This is a genomic window from Roseofilum sp. KMC-1 (assembly GCF_057802075.1).
The window spans coordinates 797,563-822,860 of the sequence record NZ_CM173605.1 but is presented as its reverse complement, the minus strand read 5'-3'; the positions used below and the strand labels follow the sequence as shown (position 1 = coordinate 822,860).

Genomic DNA, 25,298 nt, shown 5'->3' with positions numbered 1-25,298 from the left:
GGATCGGGAGCTAGGGAATTAAGGAAAAATGGGCTATTTTATTCCCATTCAATGGTTCCGGGGGGTTTAGAGGTAATGTCATAAACCACCCGATTGACTCCTTTGACTTCATTGACAATGCGGTTAGAAATGGCTTCTAACAAATCGTAGGAAACCCTAGACCAATCGGCGGTCATGCCATCTTCACTGGTGATAAAGCGTAAGACTACAGGGTGAGCATAGGTGCGTTGGTCTCCCATGACTCCGACACTGCGAATGGGTAAAAGAACGGCGAAGGCTTGCCAAAAGTCATGGTAAATGCCTCGGTTGCGAATTTCATCGCGGACAATGAAATCAGCATCCCGGAGAATGTTCAATTTCTCAGAGGTGACTTCCCCTAAAATGCGAATGGCTAAACCGGGGCCGGGGAAGGGATGACGCTGGACAATTTCTTCGGGTAAACCGATGGAGCGTCCGAGTTTGCGGACTTCATCTTTGAAGAGTTTTCGCAGGGGTTCAATGAGTTTAAATTGGAGATCTTTGGGTAATCCTCCGACATTGTGATGGCTTTTGATTTTTACGGCCACCCGTTCGCCAGTTTTGGGGTCTACGTTGGTATCGGCCGATTCAATCACATCGGGGTAGAGGGTTCCTTGGGCGAGATAATCAAAGGGGCCGAGGCGTTTGGATTCTTCTTCAAAGACGCGGATAAATTCATGACCGATGCGTTTGCGCTTGACTTCGGGATCAGTTACGCCTTCAATGGCGTTGAGGAAGCGATCGCGAGCTTCGATATATTCCACCTGAATATGGAATTGATGGGCAAACATTTCGACTAAGGATTCGGGTTCCCCTTTTCGCATAAATCCTTGGTCGATGAACATGCAGGTGAGTTGATCCCCGATCGCCTTATGGAGTAAAAAGGCTAGGGTAGACGAATCGACTCCTCCTGATAGAGCGAGTAACACCCGTTGATCTCCGACTTTAGCGCGAATTTCCCGAATCGACTCTTCGACAAAGGCTTCTGTTGTCCAAGTGGGTTCGGCATCGCAGATATGATAAACAAAGTTGCGAATCAGGGCGATACCGCCAACCGAGTGAACTACTTCCGGGTGAAATTGCACGCCATAGAGTTTCTGTTCGTGATTGGCGATCGCCGCGCAGCGTGTATTATTCGTATGGGCAAGAATTTCAAAGCCTTCTGGCAACTCTAAACAGGAATCGGCATGACTCATCCACATGGTGTTACCATTATCCACATTGGTGAATAAATCTGTGGGGTCGTCAATAAATAGGGCCGCTTTTCCATATTCACCCCGTTCTGCTTTTTCCACCTTACCGCCCAATTGTTGCACCATCAATTGCATCCCATAGCAAACACCCAGAATGGGGATACCCATGTGGAAAATTTGCGGATCGCACTGGGGCGCTCTGGGATCGTAAACTGAATTGGGGCCACCGGAAAGAATTATGCCTTTGGGATTAATCTTTTCAATTTGTTCTACAGGGGTTCGATAGGATAGAACTTCTGAATAAACTTGAGTTTCTCGAATTCGACGGGCAATCAGTTCGGAGTATTGGGAACCAAAATCGAGGATCGCGATCATTTGGCGATCTAATCGCTGAATGGGAGTTGTTGGAGGAAAAGTTTCGGTTTGCACAGTCATAAGAAGGGGTCGATGCGATGAATAGAAGACTTGTAGGTTTTCGTAGTGCGAACTGAAGGCAAGTGCCCGCTCGTCGTAGGGGTGAATAACATTATGATCTTATTAGGGTATCACAAGATCGCTAGTCTAATCGTTAGATTTTCACACTTTGGAGAATAATCTGGCGATCGCTATCAAAGAGAACGGAGCGAACCGTTACCTGTTGCTGGGTTTGCTTGGTGATATAAGCTTGCGATCGGCAATCGATTTGGGTCACGATTTCACCATAAACTCGCTCGACCCAGTTTTCTCCTGACTCCTGTTCCCATTGGCGCAGTTTTTCTAAGCCTTCTTGCACGGTGTTAGCACTGAATAACTGGGTTAATTTTTCTCCGGGTAGACCGACCTTAGCGGCATAAGCGGTTAAGATTTCTAGACGGCCATCGGCTAGATCGTGGTGAGTATGGAAAATGCCTCCGGCTAATTTAATCAATTTGCCATGATAGCCCCATAAAACAATTTCTTTGATCTGTTGCGCTCCTGCTTCTGCTAACATGGGCCCGAGCCAATTGGCGGTTTTGACGATTTGTTGGGGATCGATACCTTTTTGTTGGGCTAAGGCTAAACCATTTTCACCTAAACAGAAGAACAGGCGGTCATATTGACGGGCTTTTTCCTGTAAAATTTGCCGAAATTGGCTTAATTGTTCGGGGGAACTCAAGGGTTGAGAAATTCCCGTAGTTCCCAACAAAGATAAGCCTTCTACAACTCCAAAGGCTTCTAAAGAAGTGCGTTTAGCTAAATTTCGCCCTTCCGGAAGCACTAAGGTGACGCGAATGTATTGATCGGGGGATAATTGCGGTTGTAGATTGTGATGGAGTAGCTTCTGAGCGTAGCGATAAATGGCGGCTTTTCCTTCATTGTCCCCTTGTTTGCCAATGCCTTCCCCCCCGACGATTTCGATCGGATCTTCAGAGTCTGTCCTTGGCACAGTTTCCACTAACGCCCAAACGGGAGTATAGCGCGTCAAATCCAGATTATCACCGGGATCGCTATGAGTGATCCCCAAGGCCATTCCAGGGCGAATTTTGGAGACTTGGGCGATCGCCACCTGGACAATTTGGGCGGGATTGATTAAATCTAGGGATACGCTCTCGATTTGATCTTCCCCCTGCAAACACTTCAGAGCGGCTACTGCTGAAGCGGCTGCAAAGACGGGTAAGGTATATCCAGGACGAGGTGAACTCAAATCTTTAGGTTGCTGATGGGGTCAAAATAACGAGCACGGAGGGATTTGAACCCCCGACACCCAGAACCGGAATCTGGTGCTCTATCCACTGAGCTACGTGCCCTTAACCTAAAGAATTATAGCACAGCTCTTGCTAAATTCAAAGCAATCCTTAACCGGCAAGAATTTTAAGGTTTAATTTCTAATTGCCCATAAATCCCTGCTGTATCCTTAAACATGGCGCATCAATCATGGAACAAGTAGATTATGGCTCCTCTCGCCCTTCTCAGCACATCGGATAAAACGGGACTGGTAGACCTGGCCCGGAGTTTAGTGGAAGAGTTTGGATTTGATTTAGTCAGTAGTGGGGGTACAGCGAAAACCCTACAAGAAGCTGGATTAGCGGTAACGAAGGTTTCTGACTATACGGGATCGCCGGAAATTCTGGGCGGCCGGGTGAAAACGCTTCATCCTCGTATTCATGGGGGAATTTTAGCGCGGCGGAATCTGGAGGGGGATCTTCAGGATTTAGCGGATAATCAGATTCGCCCGATTGATTTGGTGGTGGTGAATTTATACCCCTTTGAACAGACGATCGCCAAACCGGATGTGAGCTTAGAAGAGGCGATCGAAAATATCGATATTGGCGGCCCTACCTTGCTGCGAGCTTCGGCTAAAAATTATGCCCATTTAACCGTCCTGTGTGACCCCAGTGATTATGATGCTTATTTAACTGAACTGCGTCAACAGGGGGGGAAAGCCTCCGCAAGATTTCGGAAAGAACGGGCGATTAAAGCCTTTGCCCATACTGGGGCCTATGACCGAGCGATTACTGCTTATCTCACCCGTCAGAAGGAAGAACTTTTGCCCCCTGAATTTAGCCTATCGGGACAGAAGCGGCAAACCATGCGCTATGGCGAAAATCCCCACCAGAGCGCCGCTTGGTATCAGACGGGAACGGGGAAAGAGGGCTGGTCTGGAGCTAGACAACTACAAGGAAAGGAACTGAGCTATAACAATTTGGTGGATTTGGAAGCTGCACGGGAAATTATTACTGAGTTTACGGATAAGCCAGCCGTGGCAATTTTGAAACACACTAATCCCTGTGGTCTGGCGGTGGCGGATACTTTGGTGGAAGCTTATCAGAAGGCGTTAGCGGCGGATTCGACTTCGGCATTTGGCGGTATTGTGGCTCTGAATAAACCGATTGATGGGGCGACGGCCAAAGAATTAACCCAGATCTTCCTTGAATGTGTGGTGGCTCCGGGCTGCGATCCAGAGGCTGAGGATATTTTACACAAGAAGTCGAAGTTGCGGGTGTTGGTGTTACCGGATCTGATGCAGGGGCCCCAGGTGAAGATTAAGAGTATTGCGGGTGGGTTCTTATTGCAACAGAGCGATCGCACCATTAGCACCCCGGATCAGTGGCAAGTGGTGACGGAAAAACAACCGACTCCAGAGCAGTTAGAAGAGCTGTTCTTTGCTTGGAAGGTGGTGAAGCATGTGAAATCGAATGCGATCGTGGTGACCAAAAATCAAACTACCTGCGGGGTGGGAGCGGGTCAAATGAACCGCGTAGGAGCGGTAAAGATAGCCCTAGAACAGGCGGGAGAGAAGGCCCGTGGGGCCATACTCGGTAGTGATGCTTTCTTCCCTTTTGACGACTCGGTACGGACGGCTGCGGCGGCTGGTATTGAGGCGATCGTCCAGCCTGGGGGTAGCTTGCGCGATCAGGATTCGATCGCAGCAGCGAATGAGTTAGGGATGGTGATGGTGTTTACCGGAATGCGCCATTTTTTACATTAAGTTAACGTAAAGTTAATGAGATAGGGGGCTTAAACAATGGACTTAAGCCCCCTATCGTTATTGCTATGATCGAAGCGCCGTCCCATCCTTAGAAAACCCATGATACTCCAGTATAATCCTAGCGATCGCCTACCCTCGGCTAAAGACCTCCCCGACTCTGATGAGACTCCCGTGGATAACGAACTACAAGATTTAATTCCTGGCCTGCTCAAAGCTATGCTTGCACTCATTTGGCCAGAACGAATGGATTGGTTTTTTGGAGTCGATATGGGAATTTATCACCATCCTAAGAAACCTCCTATTGTCCCCGATGGCTTTCTGAGTATGGGAGTGCCTCGAATTATTGACTCCAATTTACGCCTATCCTATGTCCTCTGGGAAGAACAAAAACCGCCGACTTTCGTGTTAGAAGTAGTGTCTGAAACAGCACGCAAAGAATATAGCAAAAAGAAAGCAGACTATGCCGGACTTGGAGTTTTATATTATGCCATTTATAACCCTTTACGGAAAAGGCTGCCTAGGCTAGAAGTCTATCAATTGCAAGGAGAAGAATATCAAGATCTCCAAGGAGAACCGTTCTGGTTGCCAGAACTTAATTTAGGACTCGGTAGAGCGGAAGGAACTTATCAAGGAATCACTAGAGAATGGTTGTATTGGTACAATGAGCAAGGCGAGCGTTATTTAACTCCAGAGGAGCAATTGTTATCAGCCAAGGAAGAAATTCTGCAAGCTCAAAGGCAAACTTTAGAAGCCCAGCAGCAGGCTCGTGAAGCTCAGGAGAAAGTGGCAGAGTTGGCTGAAAAACTGAGGGAATTGGGAATTGATCCGAGTAGCTTGGGTTAGGGAATAAAAACCCATACTATTGCTACAATCAAAATGTCATTTTCTAGCTTGAAAACCTATGATCCTCTACTATAATCCTAAAGCTGACCTCCCTTCGGCGAAAGACCTCCCCGACTCTGACGATACTCCTGTGGATAACGAACTACAAGATTTAATTCCTGGCCTGCTCAAAGCCATTCTCGCATTAATTTGGTCAGAGCGGATGGATTGGTTTTTTGGAGTCGATATGGGAATTTATCACCATCCTGAGAAACCCGCTATTGTCCCCGATGGCTTTCTGAGCATCGGAGTACCTCGAATAATTGACTCCAATTTACGCCTATCCTATGTCCTGTGGGAAGAACAAAAATCGCCTACTTTCGTGTTAGAAATAGTGTCTGAAACAGCACGCAAAGAATATAGCAAAAAGAAAGAAGATTATGCCGAACTTGGAGTCTTATATTATGCCATTTATAACCCTTTACGGAAACGGAAGCCTAGACTAGAAGTCTATCAATTGCAAGGAGAAGAATATCAAGATCTCCAAGGAGAACCGTTCTGGTTGCCAGAACTTAATTTAGGACTCGGTAGAGCGGAAGGAACCTATCAAGGAATCACTAGAGAATGGTTGTATTGGTATAATGAGCAAGGAGAGCGTTATTTAACTCCAGAGGAGCAATTGTTATCAGCAAGGCAACAGATAGCACAATTGACCGAAAAACTGAGGGAATTGGGAATCGATCCGAGTAGCTTGTAGGAGAGGCGATCGCTCCAGCAGATTATCCGAATTTTGTATAAAATTACCCTTCATAGCCATTCCAGTCTTGTGTAGTCACTTCTACTTCTCCAACTCTGGGAATGGTTAAATTAAACTGAAAAACGATCTGCTTATTTTCAATAGTAATATTTCTTATATCTATAAAACTTTTATCTGGCAAAAGTTCATCAGGCGAAACGGAGCGTTCTGACTTATTTTTATACCCTGACTCTTCTAACCATTCTGTAACATTTCTCCAATTCTCGACCTGAGAATTACTTTTGCCCACCAGACTTTTCACGTAAACATACAGAGTCCTACATACCTCACTTTCCACACCTTTGACACTTTTGTGCAGTTGTTGCGCCACTTCTGCGGGAGAAAAGCCACACAGCAAACCCCGTAAATGTAACTTTTCCACCGGAGTTAACCGTTTTCCCTTAGCCGATGCCAAGTCAGTATACAACGTCTCCAAGTCCCATTCCTTCGCAGCTTCAGCAAACTGCCCGTTACTTGATGGCATATGACACCTAGTTTTAAAAAAATTTACATAGCCAAATTATAGCTCAATTTACAGCTTTCGCTATGTCATGGCTGAGATTAGCTGGTTTACGCTTATAGAAAAGCCTGAAACTGCCTACCCTAGTTGAGTTAGCGACTGCTTAACCCAACCAACACAAATGTAAAATTTGAGCTTAGTAAGGAAAAAAAATGATAGAACTCGAATTTGCTGACAATCCAGAACCTCGCTGTCCCGTTGTTTTGCTTTTGGATACCTCTAGTTCCATGTCAGGTGCAGCGATTACAGAACTCAATGCTGGTGTAGCTACATTCCAACAGGAAGTACAGCGAGATCCAACAGCATCTCTCCGCGTGGAAGTGGCTATCATTACCTTTGCTGATGATGCACAACTTGTGCAAGATTTTGTGACTCTCGACCAGTTTAATCCACCTCAACTACGAGCCAATGGTTTAACCGCAATGGGTCAAGCAATAGAATTAGCCCTCAATCAAGTCGAACGCCGTAAACTAGAATACAAAAACAACTCAATCCAATACTACCAACCCTGGATATTTTTAATCACAGATGGTGAACCTAATGATAGTTGGCAAAATGCTGCACAACGAGTTAAACAAGCTGATGCCGATCGCAAAGTGAGCTTTTTCGCGATCGGTGTCCAGGGAGCAAACATTAATACTCTCAGACAAATTGCTCCAGCCAATACTCCTCCCCTCATGCTTGATGGCTTGAAGTTTACAGACCTCTTCCGTTGGCTCTCTGATTCCATGAAACGAGTCTCTAGTAGCAAGGTCGGTAGCGGACAGCTTTCTCTACCTCCGGTCAGTGGTTGGGCACAAGTTAACACTTAAAAGTGAGGTTCAATGTCAATTATGCAATGGCAAGCTGTGGGCTGTAGCGAAATAGGGACGAAACACATCCAAAAAGGAATTCCTTGTCAAGATTATGGAAACTATCGAATTTTATCTAGTGGTACAGTAATCATTGGTGCTGTTTCTGATGGCTTAGGAAGTGCTTCCCGCTCAGAATTAGGCTCTAAAAAAGCGGTTGAAATAGCCTTGGTGCAACTCTCTAAAGTTGCGTTAGAGTTAACATCTAACAACCGGCCACCAGAGCAAGGAAGTGCCAGAAAAATGTTTCAAGATCTGGTCATTATCGTTCAGCAGGAGCTTGAAAGGCTGGCTCATCAGCAAAACTGTTTGGTTGATGAGTTAGCTTGTACATTGCTTGCATTTATCGCTACACCGACTTGGCTGGCTGCTATGCAAGTTGGTGATGGCTCAATCGTAGTACGTCCCTATTCTCCAAGCAACACTGATGAAGAGTATGAGCTTCTATTTAGACCAGATAAAAGTGGATATGTCAATGAATTAACACCCGTAACGGAATCTTGTGCTATCGAGGAGATGCAAACAGATGTCCGATCCAACCAATACAAATTCATTTGTGCAGCAACTGATGGAGTAGAAAATATTGCCTTACTTAAACGTGACAACTGGAAGCCTTATCCAGGTTTTTTTAGCCCTCTCGAACAATGTATGTTCTCAGAGAGAAGTTTACCTCAAAAACAAGATGCAATACGTGCCACTCTAAATACAAATAAGCTCAATCAAAAAACAGATGATGATAAAACATTGCTTTTATGTATTTATGGCAATAGCCCTTCTACTGAAACACGAAAACAAATTCAAGAAACACTAACTAAAGACAGTTATAGAAATGAAACTAGATCGCCAGAAACTCAATTTACCAAAGAATTATCAAAGTTAATAGCAAGCGATCTGAAAAATAAGGGTATTAGTTATGATGTTAAATTATCTACTAAATCTACTAAAACTCCATACACAAAAATAGGTATTTTTCTTGAATCAAATCAGTCACCAATAGATGGGAGATTGATCAAGATAATCGAGGAGTCTATTGATGGATATAAAAAGCAAGTTATGTCGATTAAAAAAATTGAAGTTTACGAGTTGGATAAGCACGATATAAATAAGTCAAAAGTTCTTGAAACATTTAGCATCAAAAATGTATTAAAAAAGGATCTCATAAGAACTTCATGTATCGCTGCAACAATTGCATTATTAATGACATTAATTTCCATTATTTTGATTAATGATTCAATTTTAGCTAATCTACATTTGACTGCAAAGCTAGATATAGGAATTGCTAGAAAAGTTGTTACCTTATTTTTAGTGAATCTTTGTGTATTTACATTCATTATAGTTCCTATTTTTAGGAGTAATTAAAGTAATGCGTGTCTTAAAATGTCAAAAAAATGGCGAAACAATTGAATTAATTAAAGAGATCGCATCGGCTGGAGAAGGAATTATTTGGAAAACCAACAAGCCAGGTTTTTTGGCAAAGGAATATAAAAAAAGTATAAATTCAGAGCAAATACAAAAATTGAATGTCATGGTAGACAATCCACCATCGACCCAGTTGCAAGGTCATGTTGCTATCGCATGGCCACAATGTGTGCTTGAAAATGAATCTAGGAAACCAGTTGGTTTTCTGATGCCGGAAATAAAGAATTCTATGACTTTAATAGAGGTGTATAATCCTAAACTTAGAAACAAAAGAGCATCAGGATTTAACTGGCATTATCTTCATATTACAGCTTATAATATTGCAAATATCGTTTATGAACTTCACAAGAAAAACTATGTTATATGTGATATAAAGCCTCACAATCTTTTGGTTAATGATAGAGCGCAAGCTTCGATCATTGATACCGATTCTTTTCAAATTACCGATCCAAAAACGTTGAATATTTATCGCAGTTCTATGGGATCAGGGGAATTTACACCTCCTGAAATGTTTAATGTTGACTTTAAGAAAGTAGATCGCTCTGAAATTCAAGACCGTTTTGGGTTAGCCGTGATTATTTGGCAATTGCTTTTTGGTTCCCACCCATTTTTAGGACAATGGCGGGGAACTGGTGACCATCCTGATATTGATACATTAATTCATGGTGGGCACTGGGTTTATGGTAAAAATTCTAAACTAGCCCCATCTTCATTTTCAATGCCTCTCAGCATTGTTCATCCTGAAATCAAAAGACTTTTTCATAAATGCTTTGATGATGGTCATCAACAGCCCTATGCTCGACCAACCGCAGAAGATTGGAAAAATGCTTTAACGTTAGGAATTCAAGAGTTAACTGACTGCTCAGTTGAAATTAATCACAAGTATAGTAAAACCTATGGTAAATGTTATTGGTGCGAAAGAAAAAATACGCTAAACGGCTATGACGTATTTACTAGCTTGGGAAAACCGCCACCACCACCACCGCCACCACCACCGCCACCGCCACCACCACCGCCACCACAACCAGCTAAACCTATTGGGATAAAAACCTTAGCTGTTCTTGGAGTGATTTCAACCTTAACTACAACTGTTCTGGGTTTCTTCTCTTATTACCAGTATCAGCAACTACAGGAACTTGAACAACAGATTGAGCGGAAGCTTCAAGAAGAGAAGTTGAATTTAAGTCCACTTTTACCTGAAAACACAGCATTACCCTCTAGTGAATATTCTAGATTAGATCGAGTTAAGCTGAAGTTTGGAGAAATTAAAACACGAGTATCTTGGGAATTTGATAATTTTAGAAATATGACAAAAGATGAAAAGTCTTTTGTTTACATAGCGAATCAAAATTTAATCAATCACTTAGAGCAGGAACAGTCTTCACTTTCTGGGGAAATATCCACTTTAGAATATCGAGTCCAACAGCTACAAGAACAATTGCAAGATAGAGACGAAGAGATTGAAAATTTAAAAGAGGACAATCAAGATCTCAAAAATAAAGTAAGATATGGCGAACAACGAATTGAGAGCTTAAGTAAACAAAACAAAAATCTTAGGGAAGAAAAAAGTGGATTAAGCAATCAATTAGAACGCTTGGAAAGAAGAATTAATGACTTAGAGGATAAATCAGAGGATACAAATTCCCCAAGGTTTGATTGGGAAGCTATTAGAAACTTAGAATCTAAGTAGCAAAATTTGCTAAAAAACTGAGGGAATTGGGAATTGATCCGAGTAGCTTGGATTCATGACCACTCATTCTCTCGCAAATTTCTTAGCCAACTCCTATTTCCTAATTCTTGGCGATCGCGTGAGCGATGCGGAGCATTATCGCGCCACATGCCAATAAACTCATCATCTGTGAGATCAGCATTCAGTGATGAAGAAGTAGATTCAGCATCTTTATACTTCTCTTTCAAAGACTCTATCAGCCTGATGACTTGAGTTTGTGCTTCAGGAGGGAGAGCTAAAAAATCACTTAGAAACTCTTGATGTTGCATTGTTTATCCTCGATCTATCTCATTTACTAACTCTAACCGTCTGTCATGCTTTTTATCTGATAAATCTACAATTTCTCGACCACTTTCTGCTTGCTGCTTTTGCAAATCAGCAAAGATCGCTTTTAGGTCGTGATTGAATAGGGCAGAATACTCTTGACGAATTCTGTGGATTTCCTCAACAATTGGATCTTGATACATATAGTTCTTCTAATTAAGATTAATTAAGATATGGTAGATGGTTGTAGGGGCGAACGGCCGTTCGCCCCTACTTAGATGTTAGCCTAATTTTCAGATAAAAAGAGAATGGGGTACGCTCAAAAGTTAGCCGTCATGTCCAAGCACGCTACAATACTCAATACCTCAAATGTAGTCCTACATTGCCCATGACCGAAGACAAGACCATCCGCATCCGAGGAGCAAGACAGCATAACCTCAAGAATATCGACCTGGAATTACCGCGCGATCGCCTCATTGTCTTTACTGGGGTGTCCGGATCGGGGAAATCCTCCCTCGCTTTTGATACCATCTTTGCTGAAGGTCAACGGCGCTATGTAGAGTCCTTAAGTGCCTATGCGCGGCAATTTTTGGGTCAGGTGGATAAACCTGATGTCGATAGCATTGAGGGGCTAAGTCCAGCCATTTCTATTGACCAGAAATCCACCTCCCATAACCCCCGCTCTACGGTGGGGACAGTGACCGAAATTTATGACTATTTGCGCTTGTGGTTTGGTCGTGCGGGAGAACCCCATTGTCCCATTTGCGATCGCTCCATCGCTCCCCAAACCATCGATCAAATGTGCGATCGCATCCTAGAACTTCCCAACCATACCCGCTTCCAAATTCTCGCTCCTGTCATACGCGGCAAAAAAGGAACCCATAAAAAGCTCCTCTCTAGTTTAGCTTCCCAAGGATTTGTGCGCGTACGAATTAATGGCGAAGTCCAAGAAATTTCCGATCATATTGAACTAGAAAAAAACCATAAACATGACATCGAAATCGTCATCGATCGCCTCATCATCAAACCCGGATTACAAGAGCGCCTAACCGACTCCTTAAGCACCGCCCTCCACCACGGAGAAGGGATGGCCATGATTGAAATTATCAGCGATACAGACCCCGAAACCCTCCTCTTTTCCGAAAACTTTGCCTGTCCCGAACATGGCGCACTCATGGAAGAATTATCCCCCCGATTATTCTCCTTTAACTCTCCCTATGGCGCTTGTCCCGACTGTCACGGGTTAGGGAGTCATCGCCAATTTTCCCCAGCGCTGCTCATTCCCGATCCAGAAGCTCCCCTATTGCGGGCGATCGCTCCCTGGGCAGAAAAAGAAAACACCTACTATTTATCCTTGCTCGACAGTGTGGGAGAAGCCTACCATTTTGAATTAACCACACCCTGGAAAAAACTCACCCCCGAACAACAAGAAATCATCCTCCATGGCACAACCGAAGAAATCTATCTCGAACCCCAATCCGACTATCGCCAAGTCTCCGGTTATCATGCCCGATTTAAAGGAGTCATTCCCATTTTAGATCGCATTTACCATGAAACCGGCTCCGACTTACAAAAACAGAAACTCGAACCCTATCTAATCGATAAAACCTGTAGCACTTGCCAAGGAAAGCGCCTAAAACCAGAAGCCTTATCCGTCCGTTTAGGACAATATCACATCCACGATTTAACCGAAATTTCTATCTCTGATTGTTTAGGCAAAATCAAGCAACTGCAACTATCCGAGCGCCAAGCCAAAATCGGCGAACTCGCCCTCAAAGAAATTCAAGCCAGACTACAATTTTTAATCGATGTTGGCTTAGACTATCTCACCCTAGACCGTCCGGCAATGACCTTATCTGGAGGAGAAGCGCAACGCATCCGGTTAGCAACCCAAATAGGAGCCGGTTTAACCGGAGTTTTATATGTCTTAGATGAACCCAGTATTGGCTTACATCAACGGGACAATTCTCGCCTCCTGCAAACCTTAACCAAATTGCGCGATTTAGGCAATACATTAATTGTCGTTGAACATGATGAAGAAACCATCCGCAGCGCCGATCATTTGGTAGATATTGGCCCCGGTGCGGGAGTTCATGGAGGTACAATTGTAGCTCAAGGAACCCTAGCGCAATTGCTGGATAATGAGTTATCTGTGACGGGTGCTTATTTGTCCGGAAAGCAAACCATTGAAACGCCCAAAAAACGCCGCGAAGGAAATGGGCGATCGCTCACCCTTAAAAATGCCCACAAAAACAATCTCAAGCATATAAATCTAGAAATTCCATTAGGCAAATTGGTCAGCATTACCGGAGTTTCTGGTTCCGGAAAATCTACCCTAATTAATGACCTCCTTTATCCCGCACTCCAACATCATTTAACCCGAAATATTGCCTTTCCCCAAGAATTAGAAGAAATTACCGGACTCGATGCCATTGATAAAGTCATTGTCATCGATCAATCTCCCATTGGACGCACCCCAAGATCAAATCCTGCTACCTATACCAGTGTTTTTGATTCCATTCGCGCCATTTTTGCCGAAACCATCGAAGCTAAAGCTAGAGGATATAAACCCGGACGCTTTTCTTTTAATGTCAAAGGAGGACGCTGTGAAGCTTGCGGGGGACAAGGGGTAAATGTGATTGAAATGAATTTTTTACCCGATGTTTATGTGCAGTGCGAAGTCTGTAAAGGCGCTAGATATAACCGGGAAACTCTACAAGTGAAATATAAAGGATATTCCATTGCCGATGTTTTGAATATGACCGTTTCTGAAGCCTTAGAAGTGTTTCAAAATATCCCTAAAGCCGTTAGCCGTTTGCAAACTTTAGTTGATGTCGGATTAGGTTATATTCATCTCGGACAACCTGCCCCCACCCTCTCTGGAGGAGAAGCGCAACGGGTGAAGTTAGCCACGGAATTATCCCGCAGAGCCACAGGAAAAACCCTTTATTTAATCGATGAACCCACCACTGGACTCTCGTTTTATGATGTCCATCAATTGCTGAATATTTTACAGCGTTTGGTAGATAAGGGCAATTCTATTATTGTGATTGAACATAATTTAGATGTGATTCGCTGCTCCGATTGGATTATTGACTTAGGCCCAGAAGGAGGCGATAAAGGAGGTGAGGTTGTAGTCATGGGAGAGCCGGAAAAGGTCGCCCAACATGCTCACTCTTATACGGGGTTTTATTTGCGAGAAGTGCTAGATCCTAGGAAGAATCAATAACCCAGATAGCTCTCAGTTAATGATGTACTAATTTTTGATTAGATTTCACTTGCACTTCTTCTACACTGGGAATATCTTTAAGTTTAATATACAGTGAATCAGTTTCTGGATAGTAATCAAGCTTCATGGATAATTAGACTTCTTTTGTAATCGTTTACCCAAATTTCGGTCAAAAAAAGCATTGTTGAATTTAATCGCTTATGCTCCTGCCCACCCTAAAAATTACTCATTTTTAATTTTTTCGGCTGTCGCCGACATGAAAATTTTTAATTTTTAATTGATCTAATAGCGGGGAATGGAACGATCGACTAAATAAGCATAGGCATCAATGCCGCCAGATAGGTTTTTCAGATCGGTAAATCCTTGATTCATGAGCCAGTGACACATATGTTGCGATCGCATTCCATGATGACACATAACGACGGTGGGCTTATCTTTGTCAAACCGAGCATGAATGGACTCTGACCATTCCTGAAACTGGCTTAAGGGTAAGACTTCAAAGCCTTCAACTTTAGCAATATTAACTTCTTCTGGTTCGCGCACATCAATCAATTGCCAATTGGCTCGTTCTTGGGCGCTCAGGTTGGCTAATTTTTCTACACTAAATTCTTCAATCATCAGAAGGAGGTATCTTGAATAATAACTTAACTTTTTTCGTCGGAAGACTCTCGGACTTGCCGTCGATTGGGGTAAATTTCATCCCCAATGATATCAGAAAATAAAGCAATACGCTCAGAAAGTTTTTGTTGGACTTGTTGTGCTTCTTCTGCTGACTCAAAGGGGGAAGATGGCCGAGAAAAAGAGGCAGAACGTTTGGCTTGTGATGCCTCTTTTTCGGCTTGCCATTGTTTAAGGCGTTGCTGGGAAACCTGCTGATGGTTTTTCATATACTGAGACCAGAATCCAGAGTTAAGTTCGTCCATGGTACGGACAATTGACCAGAACTCCATTAACATTAAGTTATGGAGCATTTGATCGTTGCGCTTCAAAACCCGGATAGCTTCTGCAATCTGGCGGTCAAAATCCCGTTGGGAGTCTGAAGACTCATTCTCTCGACTCGATCCCATTGCCCACATCACTCCCTGATACTTGGCATTATCATAGATCAGAATCCGATCGCCGTGCAGTAGGAATACGCAACAATATGGCAAGATAGGGAAAATGCTGGTAACTGGACAAGCTCGATACTCTATGCTTATTCCCTTAAATCGCAGCCGGTTTGAACAACTGATTCCTTTAATTGGAACAGGGAATCAATACAAATTCTGTTGGGGCAAGTTTTCCGATCTCATCAGACGCTTACTGGCCTCAGTTTTAGGCGCTCTGGTCATCTTCTTTGGTCGGCTCTCTGCTTTGGGAGAGAGTTTTGAGTTATTCTTCTTTCTGATTGGAATTACGATTGGAACTTATTGGCTGTGGGGGCCGATTTTCTGGGCGAGTCGCCGCAATGCCCAATACCGCAAATTCCCCTATAGCGGATTCTGGCGCGGGGAAGTCTTAGATGTATTTGTCACCGATGAATTAGTCAGTACAGAAGAAACGGTAAATAATCGTGGGGAGTTGGTGATTGTTGAAAACCGCGAACGGCGTTTAAATCTGGATTTAGGTGATGAAACTGGCTTTGAAACTCGTTTTCAAGTCCCTATCCGTCGCCAATACCGCGCTATTGATGTGGGTATGATTGCGGAAATGGTGGTGATCTCCAGTCAACCCGACTTAAGCCGGATTAACCGCATTTCTGATGTTTATCTGCCCCAGATTAACCTATGGGTGAGTGATTACCCTTATCTACGCCGCGATGTTTTCTTGGAGGTGAGCCAAACCCTACGCCGAGAGTCTATGCGCTCAGAACCGCGTCCCATGCGCCGTCGGCCCATTCCTCAAGAGCGGTATCAGGAGTAATTGAAGTAATGAGCGGGGAAATGGGGGAATACCCGCTCGCCTTATCCCCGTGTCTTCCGATCTTAGGTATGGATTTATGTTAACTATAACTGTCCTCACTAAGTTCGTATCATTGTGTTAAACTCTGTTGCAGTTTAGTTACATTACCCCCAAACGGGCCCAGAACATTCCCAGAAAGTGATAGGATTCGAGTCGTGTTGTGTAACGATTGTGGAGAAAACCTTTGGGTATAAGGGTTGCTGTAGTTGGATCGGGGCCAGCAGGTTCAAGCGCTGCTGAGACCCTAGCAAAGGCAGGGATTGAAACTTATCTGTTTGAGCGTAAGCTAGACAACGCTAAACCCTGCGGTGGAGCCATTCCCCTCTGTATGGTAAGTGAATTTGACTTACCCCCCCAGATTATTGACCGGCGCGTGAGAAAGATGAAAATGATCTCACCGTCGAACAGAGAAGTTGATATTAATTTAGACCGGGACGACGAATATATTGGGATGTGTCGCCGGGAAGTGCTAGATGGCTTTATGCGCGATCGCGCGGCCGAACTGGGCGCTATCTTAATTAATGGAACAGTCCAGAAACTGGAAATTCCCACCAATAATACCGATCCGTACACCCTGCACTATAGTGACCATTCTCAGGGAGGTACGGTTGGAGTAGCCAAAACCCTCCAGGTTGATGTCGTTATTGGTGCAGATGGGGCGAACTCCAAAGTCGCTAAAGCCATTAAAGCAGGAGACTATAATTATGCGATCGCCTTCCAAGAACGCATCCGTCTCCCTGACCATCTGATGAACTACTACGACGACCTGGCAGAAATGTATGTCGGCAACGATGTATCGCCAGACTTCTACGCTTGGGTATTCCCCAAATACGACCATGTGGCCGTAGGTACGGGAACCATGAAAGTTAACCAAGCCCAAATTAAACAACTCCAAGCCGGAATTCGCGCCCGTGCAGCCAAGCGCTTGCTTGGAGGTCAAATTATTAAAGTAGAAGCCCACCCCATCCCCGAACATCCCCGTCCCCATCGGGTACGTGGTCGGGTCGCTCTAGTCGGTGATGCAGCCGGAACCGTAACCAAGTCTTCTGGAGAAGGGATCTACTTTGCGGCTAAATCCGGTCGCATGTGTGCAGAGGCGATCGTCGAGTTTTCTAGCAATGGCCAACGCATTCCCACGGAAGATGACCTCAAGGTTTACATCAAACGCTGGGATAAGAAATATGGCCTCACCTACAAGGTACTCGATATCCTACAACAGGTCTTCTATCGTACCGATGCCACCCGCGAAGCCTTTGTAGAAATGTGTTCTGACAAAGATGTACAAAAGCTCACCTTTGACAGCTACTTGTATAAAACGGTCGTTCCCGCGAATCCTTTAGTGCAAATGAAGATTACCGCGAAAACCATTGGTAGCTTGCTCCGGGGTAATGCTTTAGCTCCGTAATTTTAATAGAAGCTCCCCTCTTTTCCCTAGAGAAAGAAGGGAGCTTCTCAACCCTCGATTCTCTTCAATTCCCTTGAGATTATCCCTACAAACCTTCAAATAAAACCAATCTCTCCCCAAAAGGTTGCCATCACATAAATGGGAAGTCTATCATAGGCGGTAGACTTCTTGTAGAATTCATAGAATACCTTCATTTCTATTATTATGTGTACAGCAGAAACCCTTTCAGTTACTCTCTCAGTGTGAGAGAGAGCCTAAGAATGAAGGATTGATTCTATTGACACAAGAGGTATATTGTAAAATTAGCAATAACCAGAAGGATGTTTCTTTGCACAGGAGAACCTGCACCTTGGTTTACAGCCGCTTCTGTAACCAATCCTAGATATCATTTTCAATCCGTAGGTGGACGCTATATCGTCCTCTGCTTTTTTGGATCTGCTGGCAATCCAGTCAGTCAAAAAATCCTCCAAGATCTAGCACCTTATCGCCAAATGTTTGATGATGAGTCCTGTTGCTTTTTTGGCGTGAGCATCGATCCTGAAGATCAGCGTCAATCTCGCTTACAACAACAAATACCAGGCATTCGGTTCTTGTGGGACTTTAATCAAGAGGTGAGTAAGCAATTTAAATTAGTGGAGGAAGACGGAACTTATCAATTATGCACCTATATTTTGGATGAGCGGTTACGGGTACTGATTGCCCTCCCCTTTGGGAACGAACCGGAGCATCACGTCTCCCAAGTCATCTCTATTCTCTCACAAGTACCACCGATCGCCCCTCCTGTCATGGCTGCCGTGCAAGCCCCGATTTTAGTAGTGCCTCGGATTTTTGAGGCTAAACTTTGTCAAGCTCTGATTGCTTATTACAATCAGCATGGAGGAGAAGAGTCAGGGTTTATGCGAGAGCAAGATGGACGGACTATTCCTGTCTACGATCATAATTTTAAGCGTCGTCACGATCGCGAAATTGCTGATGAAGGCTTACGAAAAGCCGCCATGTTTCGGATTCACGATCGTTTAGCTCCAGAAATTCATAAAGCCTTTCAGTTTCGAGTGACACGAATAGAGCGGCACATCGTAGCTTGCTATGAAAGCGAAACTCAGGGATTTTTCCGTCCCCATCGAGATAATACCACGAAAGGGACGGCTCATCGTCGATTCGCAGTATCTCTGAATCTAAATACCGGAGAATACGAAGGAGGCTATCTGAGATTTCCGGAGTTTGGTCGGCAAACCTACACAGCACCGGCTGGAGGAGCGGTAGTGTTTTCTTGTTCATTATTGCATGAAGCGACTCCCGTGACTGCTGGAACTCGATATGCGTACTTGCCTTTCTTGTATGATGATGCAGCAGCTAAAATTCGAGAGATGAATCGACAATTTATTGAACAAGCAGGCTGATGCGGTGATGGTAAATACTCAATGGTTAACTTTCTACTGTTTACTCTCTACTAGCTACTGTACAAGTTGAAAAGGTACTAAACCTTATGCGGGTTATCTATTGATCTAATCCTCCCTCGTGCAAAGGGGGGATTTTTTAAGGAAAAGCGCCTATCGGCTAACGTAGAGACTCTAGGCGTGGCGATATCCTGCCCACCCTAGAATGATTTAGAATAGTGGCAACCGTGCGATCGCGGCTCAGAGCGATCGGTAGTCAGGATAGGGTGGAGTGAGTAAACGCATCGTTTTCAAAATTGGCTCTGGGGATTTTGAACGGGGCTTTCCCGTGACACTGCAACTGGGGGAAGAAGGACGAACCCCACAGCTTGAGTTGACCCGATTTTTAGATGCAGCCCCCCATTTACCCCACCTCTATCAGGAGTGGGTGAGAGCTTACCATCGCTTGGGGGGGTTAGATCCTCGGATTCGGATTCCTACCCTAGCCGTCACCCATTTAGCCATTCCAGAAGCGCAAACCCAATGTCAAGAAGCAGCAGAAAACCTGCGATCGCACTTCAACCAATGGCTACGTCAACCCAATATGCTCGATTTACGCGAAGCCATCCTCGAAACCTTAGATCGCCACACCTCGGTACGCCTAATCGTCCAAACTCAAGATTTTATTCTCCAGAGACTCCCTTGGACAGTTTGGGACTTTTGGCAGCGCTATCCCAAAGCCGAAATTGCCCTCAGTTTACTCGATTATCAAGGCATCAAACCCGAACTCACTCTTCAGGGAAAAGTCAATATTTTAGCCGTATTTGGCGAAGATCGCGGCTTAAATTTAGCCTCCGATCGACAGAGTTTAGACCGCCTCCCCAATGCCCAGATTACTTATCTAGAACGCCCCACTTTTTCCCAACTCCACGATCTCCTCTGGTCTCAACCCTGGGATATCTTCTTTTTTGCCGGCCATAGTTCCAGTGAATCAGGAGGACAGTTTCAACTCAATCCCCAAGAAACTTTAAGCTTAGACCAATTAAAATATGCCTTAAATCGCAGCATCGATCGCAGCTTAAAATTAGCCATTTTCAACTCCTGCGATGGTTTAGGACTCGCCCAACAGTTAGCCGCTCTCAATTTACCCCAAATGATCGTCATGCGGGAGCAAGTCCCTGATCGCATCGCTCACGAATTTCTACAGCATTTCTTGTATCACTTCTCCCAAGAAACCCCCCTATACGAGTCCGTAAGATTAGCTAGGGAAAAACTACAAGGTTTAGAGGATCGATTCCCTTGTGCCACCTGGTTACCCGTCATTTTCCAAAATCCCGCTTATTTGCCCCTTGTGTGGAACAAAACCGAAGTCGAGCTAACACCTGAATCAAGTTTAAGTCGCTCAGAACTTCGCAATCGTCAAATTTTACTCAATAAAGTTAATCTCTATTGGGTAAAAGGAGTTTTAGAAGCCTCTCTCCATGGACAGGTTTTACTCGAATTGGGCATAGAAGAGCGTTATGATGCGATCGCCCATCCCTGGGGGTTAGTTTGGCAAAACACCGAGCAAATGCAACCCGTTCCCGTAACTCACCGTTGCGCGATCGAAAAATTTGACGCTTTAGGTATGGGGCGATCGCTCCTTATTTTAGGCGAACCCGGCTCCGGAAAAACCACCACCCTCCTAGAACTGGCTCGACAACTCATTCATCGAGCCAATCAAGATCCCCATCATCCCATCCCAGTCGTCTTTAACTTATCCTCTTGGCTAGGCGAAAAACAACCCATTTTAGACTGGCTCATCCAAGAATTCTACACCAAATATCAAATCCCCAAAGACATCAGTCAACAGTGGATCAATGACTCTGCCCTCCTCCTCCTACTCGATGGCTTAGATGAAGTCGCTACCAACAACCATCAAGCCTGTATCACCGCCTTAAATCAATTTATGCAACACCATAGCACCCTAGAAATCGTCATTTGTAGTCGCCGCAAAGACTACGATCGACTTGCCGAAAAACTGCGCGTCTTAGCCGCCATTTACCTCCAACCCCTAACCCAGGATAGCATTGAACAGTATTTACAATTTTGTGGCTCAGATTTATCAGGATTACGGCAAGCCATCCAAAACGATACCATCTTACAAGAATTATCCCAATCTCCCCTCATGCTCAACATCATGGCTCTAGCCTATCAAGGCATGAGCTATAGCGATTTTCCCCGATCGACCAAAGAACAGTACCATACCCATTTATTTAATGCCTATATTGAGCGCATGTTTAACCGAAAAATCGGTGAACACTTATATACAAAACATCAAACCAAAACCTGGTTAATTAACCTTGCCCAATGGATGGTCAAAGACTCTCAAACCGTCTTTTTAATCGAGCGAATGCAACCGAGTTGCTTAAAGAAAAAATCTGAAAAACTCACCTATTGCAGTTTAATTGCCCTAATTGGCGGAGTTTTAAGTGCTTTAGGAATTGGCTGTAGCGTCGGCCATATTGCCGGGAGTCGCATCGGACTACTCTCTGGCTCAATTTTAGGCATCGCGGGAGGAGTAGCAGGTGGAATTATTTTTATGTGGGTTTTACCCCGAATTGAACCCGTAGAAAAAATGAAATGGTCTTGGCGTAAAATGCGGATCAATCTAATTCCAGGATTGCGGGTAGGATTAATTGCGGGTGGATTTTATGCTTTAAGCGTAGCCTTAGTCTTTAATGTCATTTATGGCTTAAATATGGACGTTAAAGAGCTATTGATTTTTTGGATTTCCGGTTTGAATTTAGGCGTAATGTTTATCTTATTAAGGGGCTTAACTGGAGGAGATATCGATACTCACACCATACCCAATCAAGGGATCTGGTTAAGCGCTCGTAATGCTTCCCTATTTGCCACTCTAGGAATCCTAACCTTAATGGTGTTAGCCAAAATTGTCGGCCATCCCACTTTATTTGGTGCAATCGCCGGTTTATTAATCGGTCTATTTTCTCCTGGCAGCATTGCCTGCTTACAACACTTTACCCTGCGAGTTGTCCTTTATTATTCAGGAAAAACACCTTGGAATTATGCTCGCTTCCTCGATTACACAACCCGTCTTATTTTTATCCAAAAAGTAGGCGGTGGCTATATTTTCATCCACCGCCTATTACTCGAACACTTTGCCCAACTTTCTCTCAAATAAACTTAGCTTTATAAAGTATCGTCTTCATCCTTATTTTGAACTCCACGCACAATCCGAGAAAGTTCACTTTTTTCATTCACAGAAATTCGACTGGGTGAACCACTAATAATTCCTTCATAGTTCCGGAAAGAATCCTTAATTTCTGCCCCATGTTCTGTAATCGCATATTCACGAATACCCTTATCATGCCACGATCCACGCATTTTGAAAACGTTGATCGCTCGTGACATTTCCCCTCGAATCTCCACATATTGCAACATTAAAATCGTATCCGTAATCGTCGAAATATGGGATTCTGTAATCGAATGAGAACCCATAAATTGATCCGTAGTATTGGTGAAAAAACCCGTAATTTCTTCCTGTTTCGCATATCCCGTCACCCCAATCACAAATTGGCGGAAAGCGTTATTACTCACCCCTCGCGCCAAGGCAGAAAGGGAATCAATGGCAATTCGAGAGGGCTTAAATTCGGTAATTTTCGATTTAATTAACTGTAAATGATCTTCTAATCCTGCTGACTCTGGATAAGCACAAAGAATTTTCAGCAGACCTTGATTTTCCAACTCTTCAAAATCAATGCCCCAAGAATTCGCATTTCGGAACAGTTGCGCCCTAGATTCTTCATAGGCAAACAAAATCGCCCGCTCTGAATTCTTACAGGCATTTTCTATAAACTTACTCACCAATAACGTTTTACCCGTTCCCGTTGCTCCAGTGGCTAAAATAATCGAATCTTTGAAAAATCCACCCCCACACATCTCGTCTAAAGTCTTCACCCCAGAAGATACCCTAACATTAGAAGAGCGTTGAGTCAGCCGCATCGCACCCAACGGAAAGATATTAATCCCATTATCAGTAATGGTAAAAGGATATTCTCCTTTCATGTGGGTAGTTCCCCGAAGTTTGAGAATTTCTACCGTTCGTCTTCGTCTTTCTCCTTCTAAAGCATTGCGAACAATCACCACATTATCAGAAACAAATTCTTCCACCCCAAAACGAGCGACTGGCCCATATTCTTCTTCCCGCTCTGTAGTCATCACAGTGGTGACACCCAACTGCTTCAATCTGGCCACCAGGCGAAAAATTTCCCGACGCACAACAGAAGCAGCATCATATTGTTGAAAGACTGCCGTTACGGAATCAATAGAGACGCGCTTGGCTTTATATTTACGAATAGCATATTGCAGCCGTTCAATGAGGGCAGAAAGGTCAAAATTGCCAACAATATCTTGTCCTTCTGGGTCTGGAGAAGCATCTAAGATGAAGAGTTTCCCCTCATCTATGAGTTGTTGTAAGTCCCAACCAAAACTAGCAGAGTTTTGAATAATATCTGTAGGCGATTCTTCAAAAGTTACAAATATTCCTGGCTCATTAAAATAGGTAATGCCATTATACAAAAATTGAGTGGTCAGCATGGTTTTACCCGTCCCTGATGTCCCACTCACCAGGGTACTGCGACCTTGGGGGAGGCCTCCATGACTAATATCATCAAAGCCTTCAATCAGGGTTCTAATTTTTGTAATTCCAGTGAGTTTTTTATGGGGAGTTTTTTCTGGTTCGCTAACTTGCTCAAATGTACTCATAGGTTCTATGGCTCTATATTAAAAAAATAAAAGGGATGATGAGAGACTCGAATAGCCTCGATCATTGCTATTTTAAGCCATACTTTCATCATCGCGCAGTTCATCATATAATAGATCGAGTCCAATCAGCACTTTTTCCCGATCCGAGAGGTCTCCAATAATTTTACGAACGGGAGGAGGAAGGATTTTAGCCAAGGTGGGAGTGGCGAGAATTTTGTCTTCTTCAGCCAGTTGAGGATTTTTGAGGACATCAATTACTTTGAGGGCATAAACGCCTTGAAATTCTTGTTCTAGAATATCATTTAGGGTTTTTAATGCTCGCACTGAGTTAGGAGTGTTTCCGGCAACATATAGTTTGAGAATGTAGGTTTTTTTTAGGGGACTCATGGTTGTTCTGTGTCAATGGGTTCTAGATACTGTTGTCATTCAGGACTATGAATTAACAAGATTAGGATTCGCGAGGAATTGAACGACGATACATTTCACATAAGTGGGCAATAGTATCGATCAAGGTTAAACGATAGTCAAGTAAGATTTCTTCACTTCGTCCTTCTAGCTGTAATTGTTTGGAAAATTTTTCCATTAGTTCCATGTGAATTTCAACGATTTGAGACACAGAAATATCGGCAAAAAAAGCAATGTTTACAAAGTCATCAATTTTGGAATTGATGGCTTCATCATCAGAGAAGTAACTAAGGATTATATCTTGATAATCTTCTTTTAAGCTCTCCAGTAAATCTTGTTGTTTTTCATGAGATAAACGACGGAAAAAGTTTTTGGGGTCTCGTTTGTAATACACGCCGAGATATCCTAGTCGTTCTTTGAGTTTTTCCGCTAAACGCCGTTGCTGACGTTTAAGGGAGTGTTGAATGGCGATCGCATCGATCCCATTTCCCTGATGGGTGCTGGTTCCTTTTTGCGTGGTTGATAATTCCAGAAATTTAGCGATCGCCTGATTAATGACTGAGGGCACTTTTTGGAGTTCATTGGCCGCGACTTCCAACACCGCATCATGGTATAATCTCCTTATACCTGTCAAATCGAGCGGCGCTGAAGTTCCCATCTCTTCTTGATTCCCTGAAGGAACTTCGAGAGGTTGAGGAATTTCAATAGATTGCCCGATCGCCACTAGGGGTAAATAGGTTTTTTGTTGCCGCAGTTTACCTAAGAGTTCTAGAATCTCAGGTATCCGTTCCACCACCAAACAGTCAATTTGCTGCTTGTGCTGATCGACATATTCGATTAACTCACCTTCAGAAAATAAACGAGTACAAGCATGGCGAGTGTCTTCTAGGCATCGTTCCAGGGAATCGCCAAGAGAGAGAGCGCGGACAAAGATACAGATAGACAGTTGAGATGGCACGCCAAGGTGTTAAAAGAAACTACAGGGATCGGCTCCGCCGACAGGAGAAAGTATGGGTTGAATAACCGAGGAAATTGTTTTACCAGTCTTTACATCAATGTAAACATTCTAGACTTAATTGTAAATAAATTGTTATGTTTCTGGAAATTTCTCCAGT

22 protein-coding genes and 1 tRNA gene are annotated in these 25,298 nt (G+C 43.8%); 11 read left to right on the top strand and 12 right to left on the bottom strand.

Going from position 1 to position 25,298, the window contains the following annotated elements; translation table 11 throughout:
* Positions 1-38 precede the first annotated feature (38 nt).
* The 3 genes from guaA to AC3FZD_RS03980 all read right to left on the bottom strand — a co-directional run bounded on the left by guaA (position 39) and on the right by AC3FZD_RS03980 (position 2,977).
* Positions 39-1,646: a glutamine-hydrolyzing GMP synthase gene (gene guaA, locus AC3FZD_RS03990; RefSeq protein WP_488738888.1), complete on the bottom strand. Its 1,608-nt coding sequence runs from the start codon at positions 1,644-1,646 to the stop codon at positions 39-41.
* Between the two features lie 133 nt (positions 1,647-1,779).
* Positions 1,780-2,874 (bottom strand): cobalt-precorrin-5B (C(1))-methyltransferase CbiD, encoded by a 1,095-nt coding sequence (gene cbiD, locus AC3FZD_RS03985; protein ID WP_488738887.1) that lies wholly within the window; start codon positions 2,872-2,874, stop codon positions 1,780-1,782.
* A 30-nt stretch (positions 2,875-2,904) separates the two neighbouring features.
* Positions 2,905-2,977 (bottom strand) — tRNA-Arg (locus AC3FZD_RS03980).
* 143 nt (positions 2,978-3,120) lie between these two features.
* Here AC3FZD_RS03980 and purH point away from each other — a divergent pair.
* The 3 genes from purH (at position 3,121) to AC3FZD_RS03965 (ending at position 6,238) form a co-directional block, all read left to right on the top strand.
* Positions 3,121-4,659 carry a bifunctional phosphoribosylaminoimidazolecarboxamide formyltransferase/IMP cyclohydrolase gene (gene purH, locus AC3FZD_RS03975; protein ID WP_488738886.1) on the top strand — a complete coding sequence of 513 codons (1,539 nt, stop codon included), beginning with the start codon at positions 3,121-3,123 and terminating at the stop codon, positions 4,657-4,659.
* A gap of 99 nt (positions 4,660-4,758) precedes the next feature.
* Positions 4,759-5,502 carry a Uma2 family endonuclease gene (locus tag AC3FZD_RS03970; RefSeq protein ID WP_488738885.1) on the top strand — a complete coding sequence of 248 codons (744 nt, stop codon included), beginning with the start codon at positions 4,759-4,761 and terminating at the stop codon, positions 5,500-5,502.
* A 58-nt stretch (positions 5,503-5,560) separates the two neighbouring features.
* Positions 5,561-6,238, top strand: a complete 678-nt coding sequence (locus tag AC3FZD_RS03965; protein WP_488738884.1) for a Uma2 family endonuclease — start codon at positions 5,561-5,563, stop codon at positions 6,236-6,238.
* Between the two features lie 43 nt (positions 6,239-6,281).
* Here AC3FZD_RS03965 and AC3FZD_RS03960 read toward each other — a convergent pair whose 3' ends face one another.
* On the bottom strand, positions 6,282-6,761 hold the full coding sequence (locus tag AC3FZD_RS03960; RefSeq protein ID WP_488738883.1) for a helix-turn-helix domain-containing protein: 480 nt from the start codon (positions 6,759-6,761) through the stop codon (positions 6,282-6,284).
* A gap of 188 nt (positions 6,762-6,949) precedes the next feature.
* Between AC3FZD_RS03960 and AC3FZD_RS03955 the strand changes: the two genes are divergently transcribed.
* Genes AC3FZD_RS03955 through AC3FZD_RS03945 form a run of 3 tightly spaced genes read left to right on the top strand, consistent with a single transcriptional unit; the run spans position 6,950 to position 10,757 of the window.
* Positions 6,950-7,609: a vWA domain-containing protein gene (locus AC3FZD_RS03955; RefSeq protein ID WP_488738882.1), complete on the top strand. Its 660-nt coding sequence runs from the start codon at positions 6,950-6,952 to the stop codon at positions 7,607-7,609.
* Between the two features lie 21 nt (positions 7,610-7,630).
* Complete coding sequence (locus AC3FZD_RS03950; RefSeq protein WP_488738881.1) at positions 7,631-9,007, top strand: PP2C family serine/threonine-protein phosphatase; 1,377 nt, start codon at positions 7,631-7,633, stop codon at positions 9,005-9,007.
* A gap of 4 nt (positions 9,008-9,011) precedes the next feature.
* Positions 9,012-10,757: a protein kinase domain-containing protein gene (locus tag AC3FZD_RS03945; protein ID WP_488738880.1), complete on the top strand. Its 1,746-nt coding sequence runs from the start codon at positions 9,012-9,014 to the stop codon at positions 10,755-10,757.
* Between the two features lie 53 nt (positions 10,758-10,810).
* Here the strand turns inward: AC3FZD_RS03945 and AC3FZD_RS03940 are convergent, their stop codons facing one another.
* Positions 10,811-11,065 carry a hypothetical protein gene (locus AC3FZD_RS03940; RefSeq protein WP_488738879.1) on the bottom strand — a complete coding sequence of 85 codons (255 nt, stop codon included), beginning with the start codon at positions 11,063-11,065 and terminating at the stop codon, positions 10,811-10,813.
* 3 nt (positions 11,066-11,068) lie between these two features.
* On the bottom strand, positions 11,069-11,263 hold the full coding sequence (locus AC3FZD_RS03935; RefSeq protein WP_488738878.1) for a hypothetical protein: 195 nt from the start codon (positions 11,261-11,263) through the stop codon (positions 11,069-11,071).
* Positions 11,264-11,448: 185 nt separating this feature from the next.
* Here AC3FZD_RS03935 and uvrA point away from each other — a divergent pair, with 185 nt between their 5' ends.
* Positions 11,449-14,289: an excinuclease ABC subunit UvrA gene (uvrA, locus tag AC3FZD_RS03930; protein WP_488738877.1), complete on the top strand. Its 2,841-nt coding sequence runs from the start codon at positions 11,449-11,451 to the stop codon at positions 14,287-14,289.
* Positions 14,290-14,305: 16 nt separating this feature from the next.
* Here the strand turns inward: uvrA and AC3FZD_RS03925 are convergent, their stop codons facing one another.
* From AC3FZD_RS03925 to AC3FZD_RS03915, 3 genes are all read right to left on the bottom strand, one after another.
* On the bottom strand, positions 14,306-14,416 hold the full coding sequence (locus tag AC3FZD_RS03925) for a DUF2283 domain-containing protein (RefSeq protein WP_488738876.1): 111 nt from the start codon (positions 14,414-14,416) through the stop codon (positions 14,306-14,308).
* A gap of 155 nt (positions 14,417-14,571) precedes the next feature.
* The gene (locus AC3FZD_RS03920; RefSeq protein ID WP_488738875.1) at positions 14,572-14,907 is read right to left on the bottom strand and encodes a rhodanese-like domain-containing protein; all 336 of its coding nucleotides are present in this window, start codon (positions 14,905-14,907) and stop codon (positions 14,572-14,574) included.
* 26 nt (positions 14,908-14,933) lie between these two features.
* Positions 14,934-15,440 carry a hypothetical protein gene (locus AC3FZD_RS03915; RefSeq protein WP_488738874.1) on the bottom strand — a complete coding sequence of 169 codons (507 nt, stop codon included), beginning with the start codon at positions 15,438-15,440 and terminating at the stop codon, positions 14,934-14,936.
* Between the two features lie 40 nt (positions 15,441-15,480).
* Between AC3FZD_RS03915 and AC3FZD_RS03910 the strand changes: the two genes are divergently transcribed.
* From AC3FZD_RS03910 to AC3FZD_RS03895, 4 genes are all read left to right on the top strand, one after another.
* Positions 15,481-16,191 (top strand): DUF8619 family protein, encoded by a 711-nt coding sequence (locus tag AC3FZD_RS03910; RefSeq protein ID WP_488738873.1) that lies wholly within the window; start codon positions 15,481-15,483, stop codon positions 16,189-16,191.
* Between the two features lie 223 nt (positions 16,192-16,414).
* Positions 16,415-17,635, top strand: coding sequence for a geranylgeranyl reductase (gene chlP, locus AC3FZD_RS03905; RefSeq protein ID WP_488738872.1), 1,221 nt, complete (start codon positions 16,415-16,417; stop codon positions 17,633-17,635).
* 320 nt (positions 17,636-17,955) lie between these two features.
* Positions 17,956-19,035 (top strand): 2OG-Fe(II) oxygenase, encoded by a 1,080-nt coding sequence (locus tag AC3FZD_RS03900; protein WP_488738871.1) that lies wholly within the window; start codon positions 17,956-17,958, stop codon positions 19,033-19,035.
* A 268-nt stretch (positions 19,036-19,303) separates the two neighbouring features.
* Positions 19,304-22,195, top strand: a complete 2,892-nt coding sequence (locus AC3FZD_RS03895) for a CHAT domain-containing protein (protein WP_488738870.1) — start codon at positions 19,304-19,306, stop codon at positions 22,193-22,195.
* 8 nt (positions 22,196-22,203) lie between these two features.
* Here the strand turns inward: AC3FZD_RS03895 and kaiC are convergent, their stop codons facing one another.
* The 3 genes from kaiC to AC3FZD_RS03880 all read right to left on the bottom strand — a co-directional run bounded on the left by kaiC (position 22,204) and on the right by AC3FZD_RS03880 (position 25,141).
* Entirely contained in the window at positions 22,204-23,778 is a 1,575-nt protein-coding gene (gene kaiC, locus AC3FZD_RS03890; RefSeq protein ID WP_488738869.1) for a circadian clock protein KaiC, read from the bottom strand.
* A 72-nt stretch (positions 23,779-23,850) separates the two neighbouring features.
* Positions 23,851-24,165 (bottom strand): circadian clock protein KaiB, encoded by a 315-nt coding sequence (gene kaiB / locus AC3FZD_RS03885; protein ID WP_488738868.1) that lies wholly within the window; start codon positions 24,163-24,165, stop codon positions 23,851-23,853.
* Positions 24,166-24,226: 61 nt separating this feature from the next.
* Positions 24,227-25,141 (bottom strand): circadian clock protein KaiA, encoded by a 915-nt coding sequence (locus AC3FZD_RS03880; RefSeq protein ID WP_488738867.1) that lies wholly within the window; start codon positions 25,139-25,141, stop codon positions 24,227-24,229.
* Between the last annotated feature and the right edge of the window lie 157 nt (positions 25,142-25,298).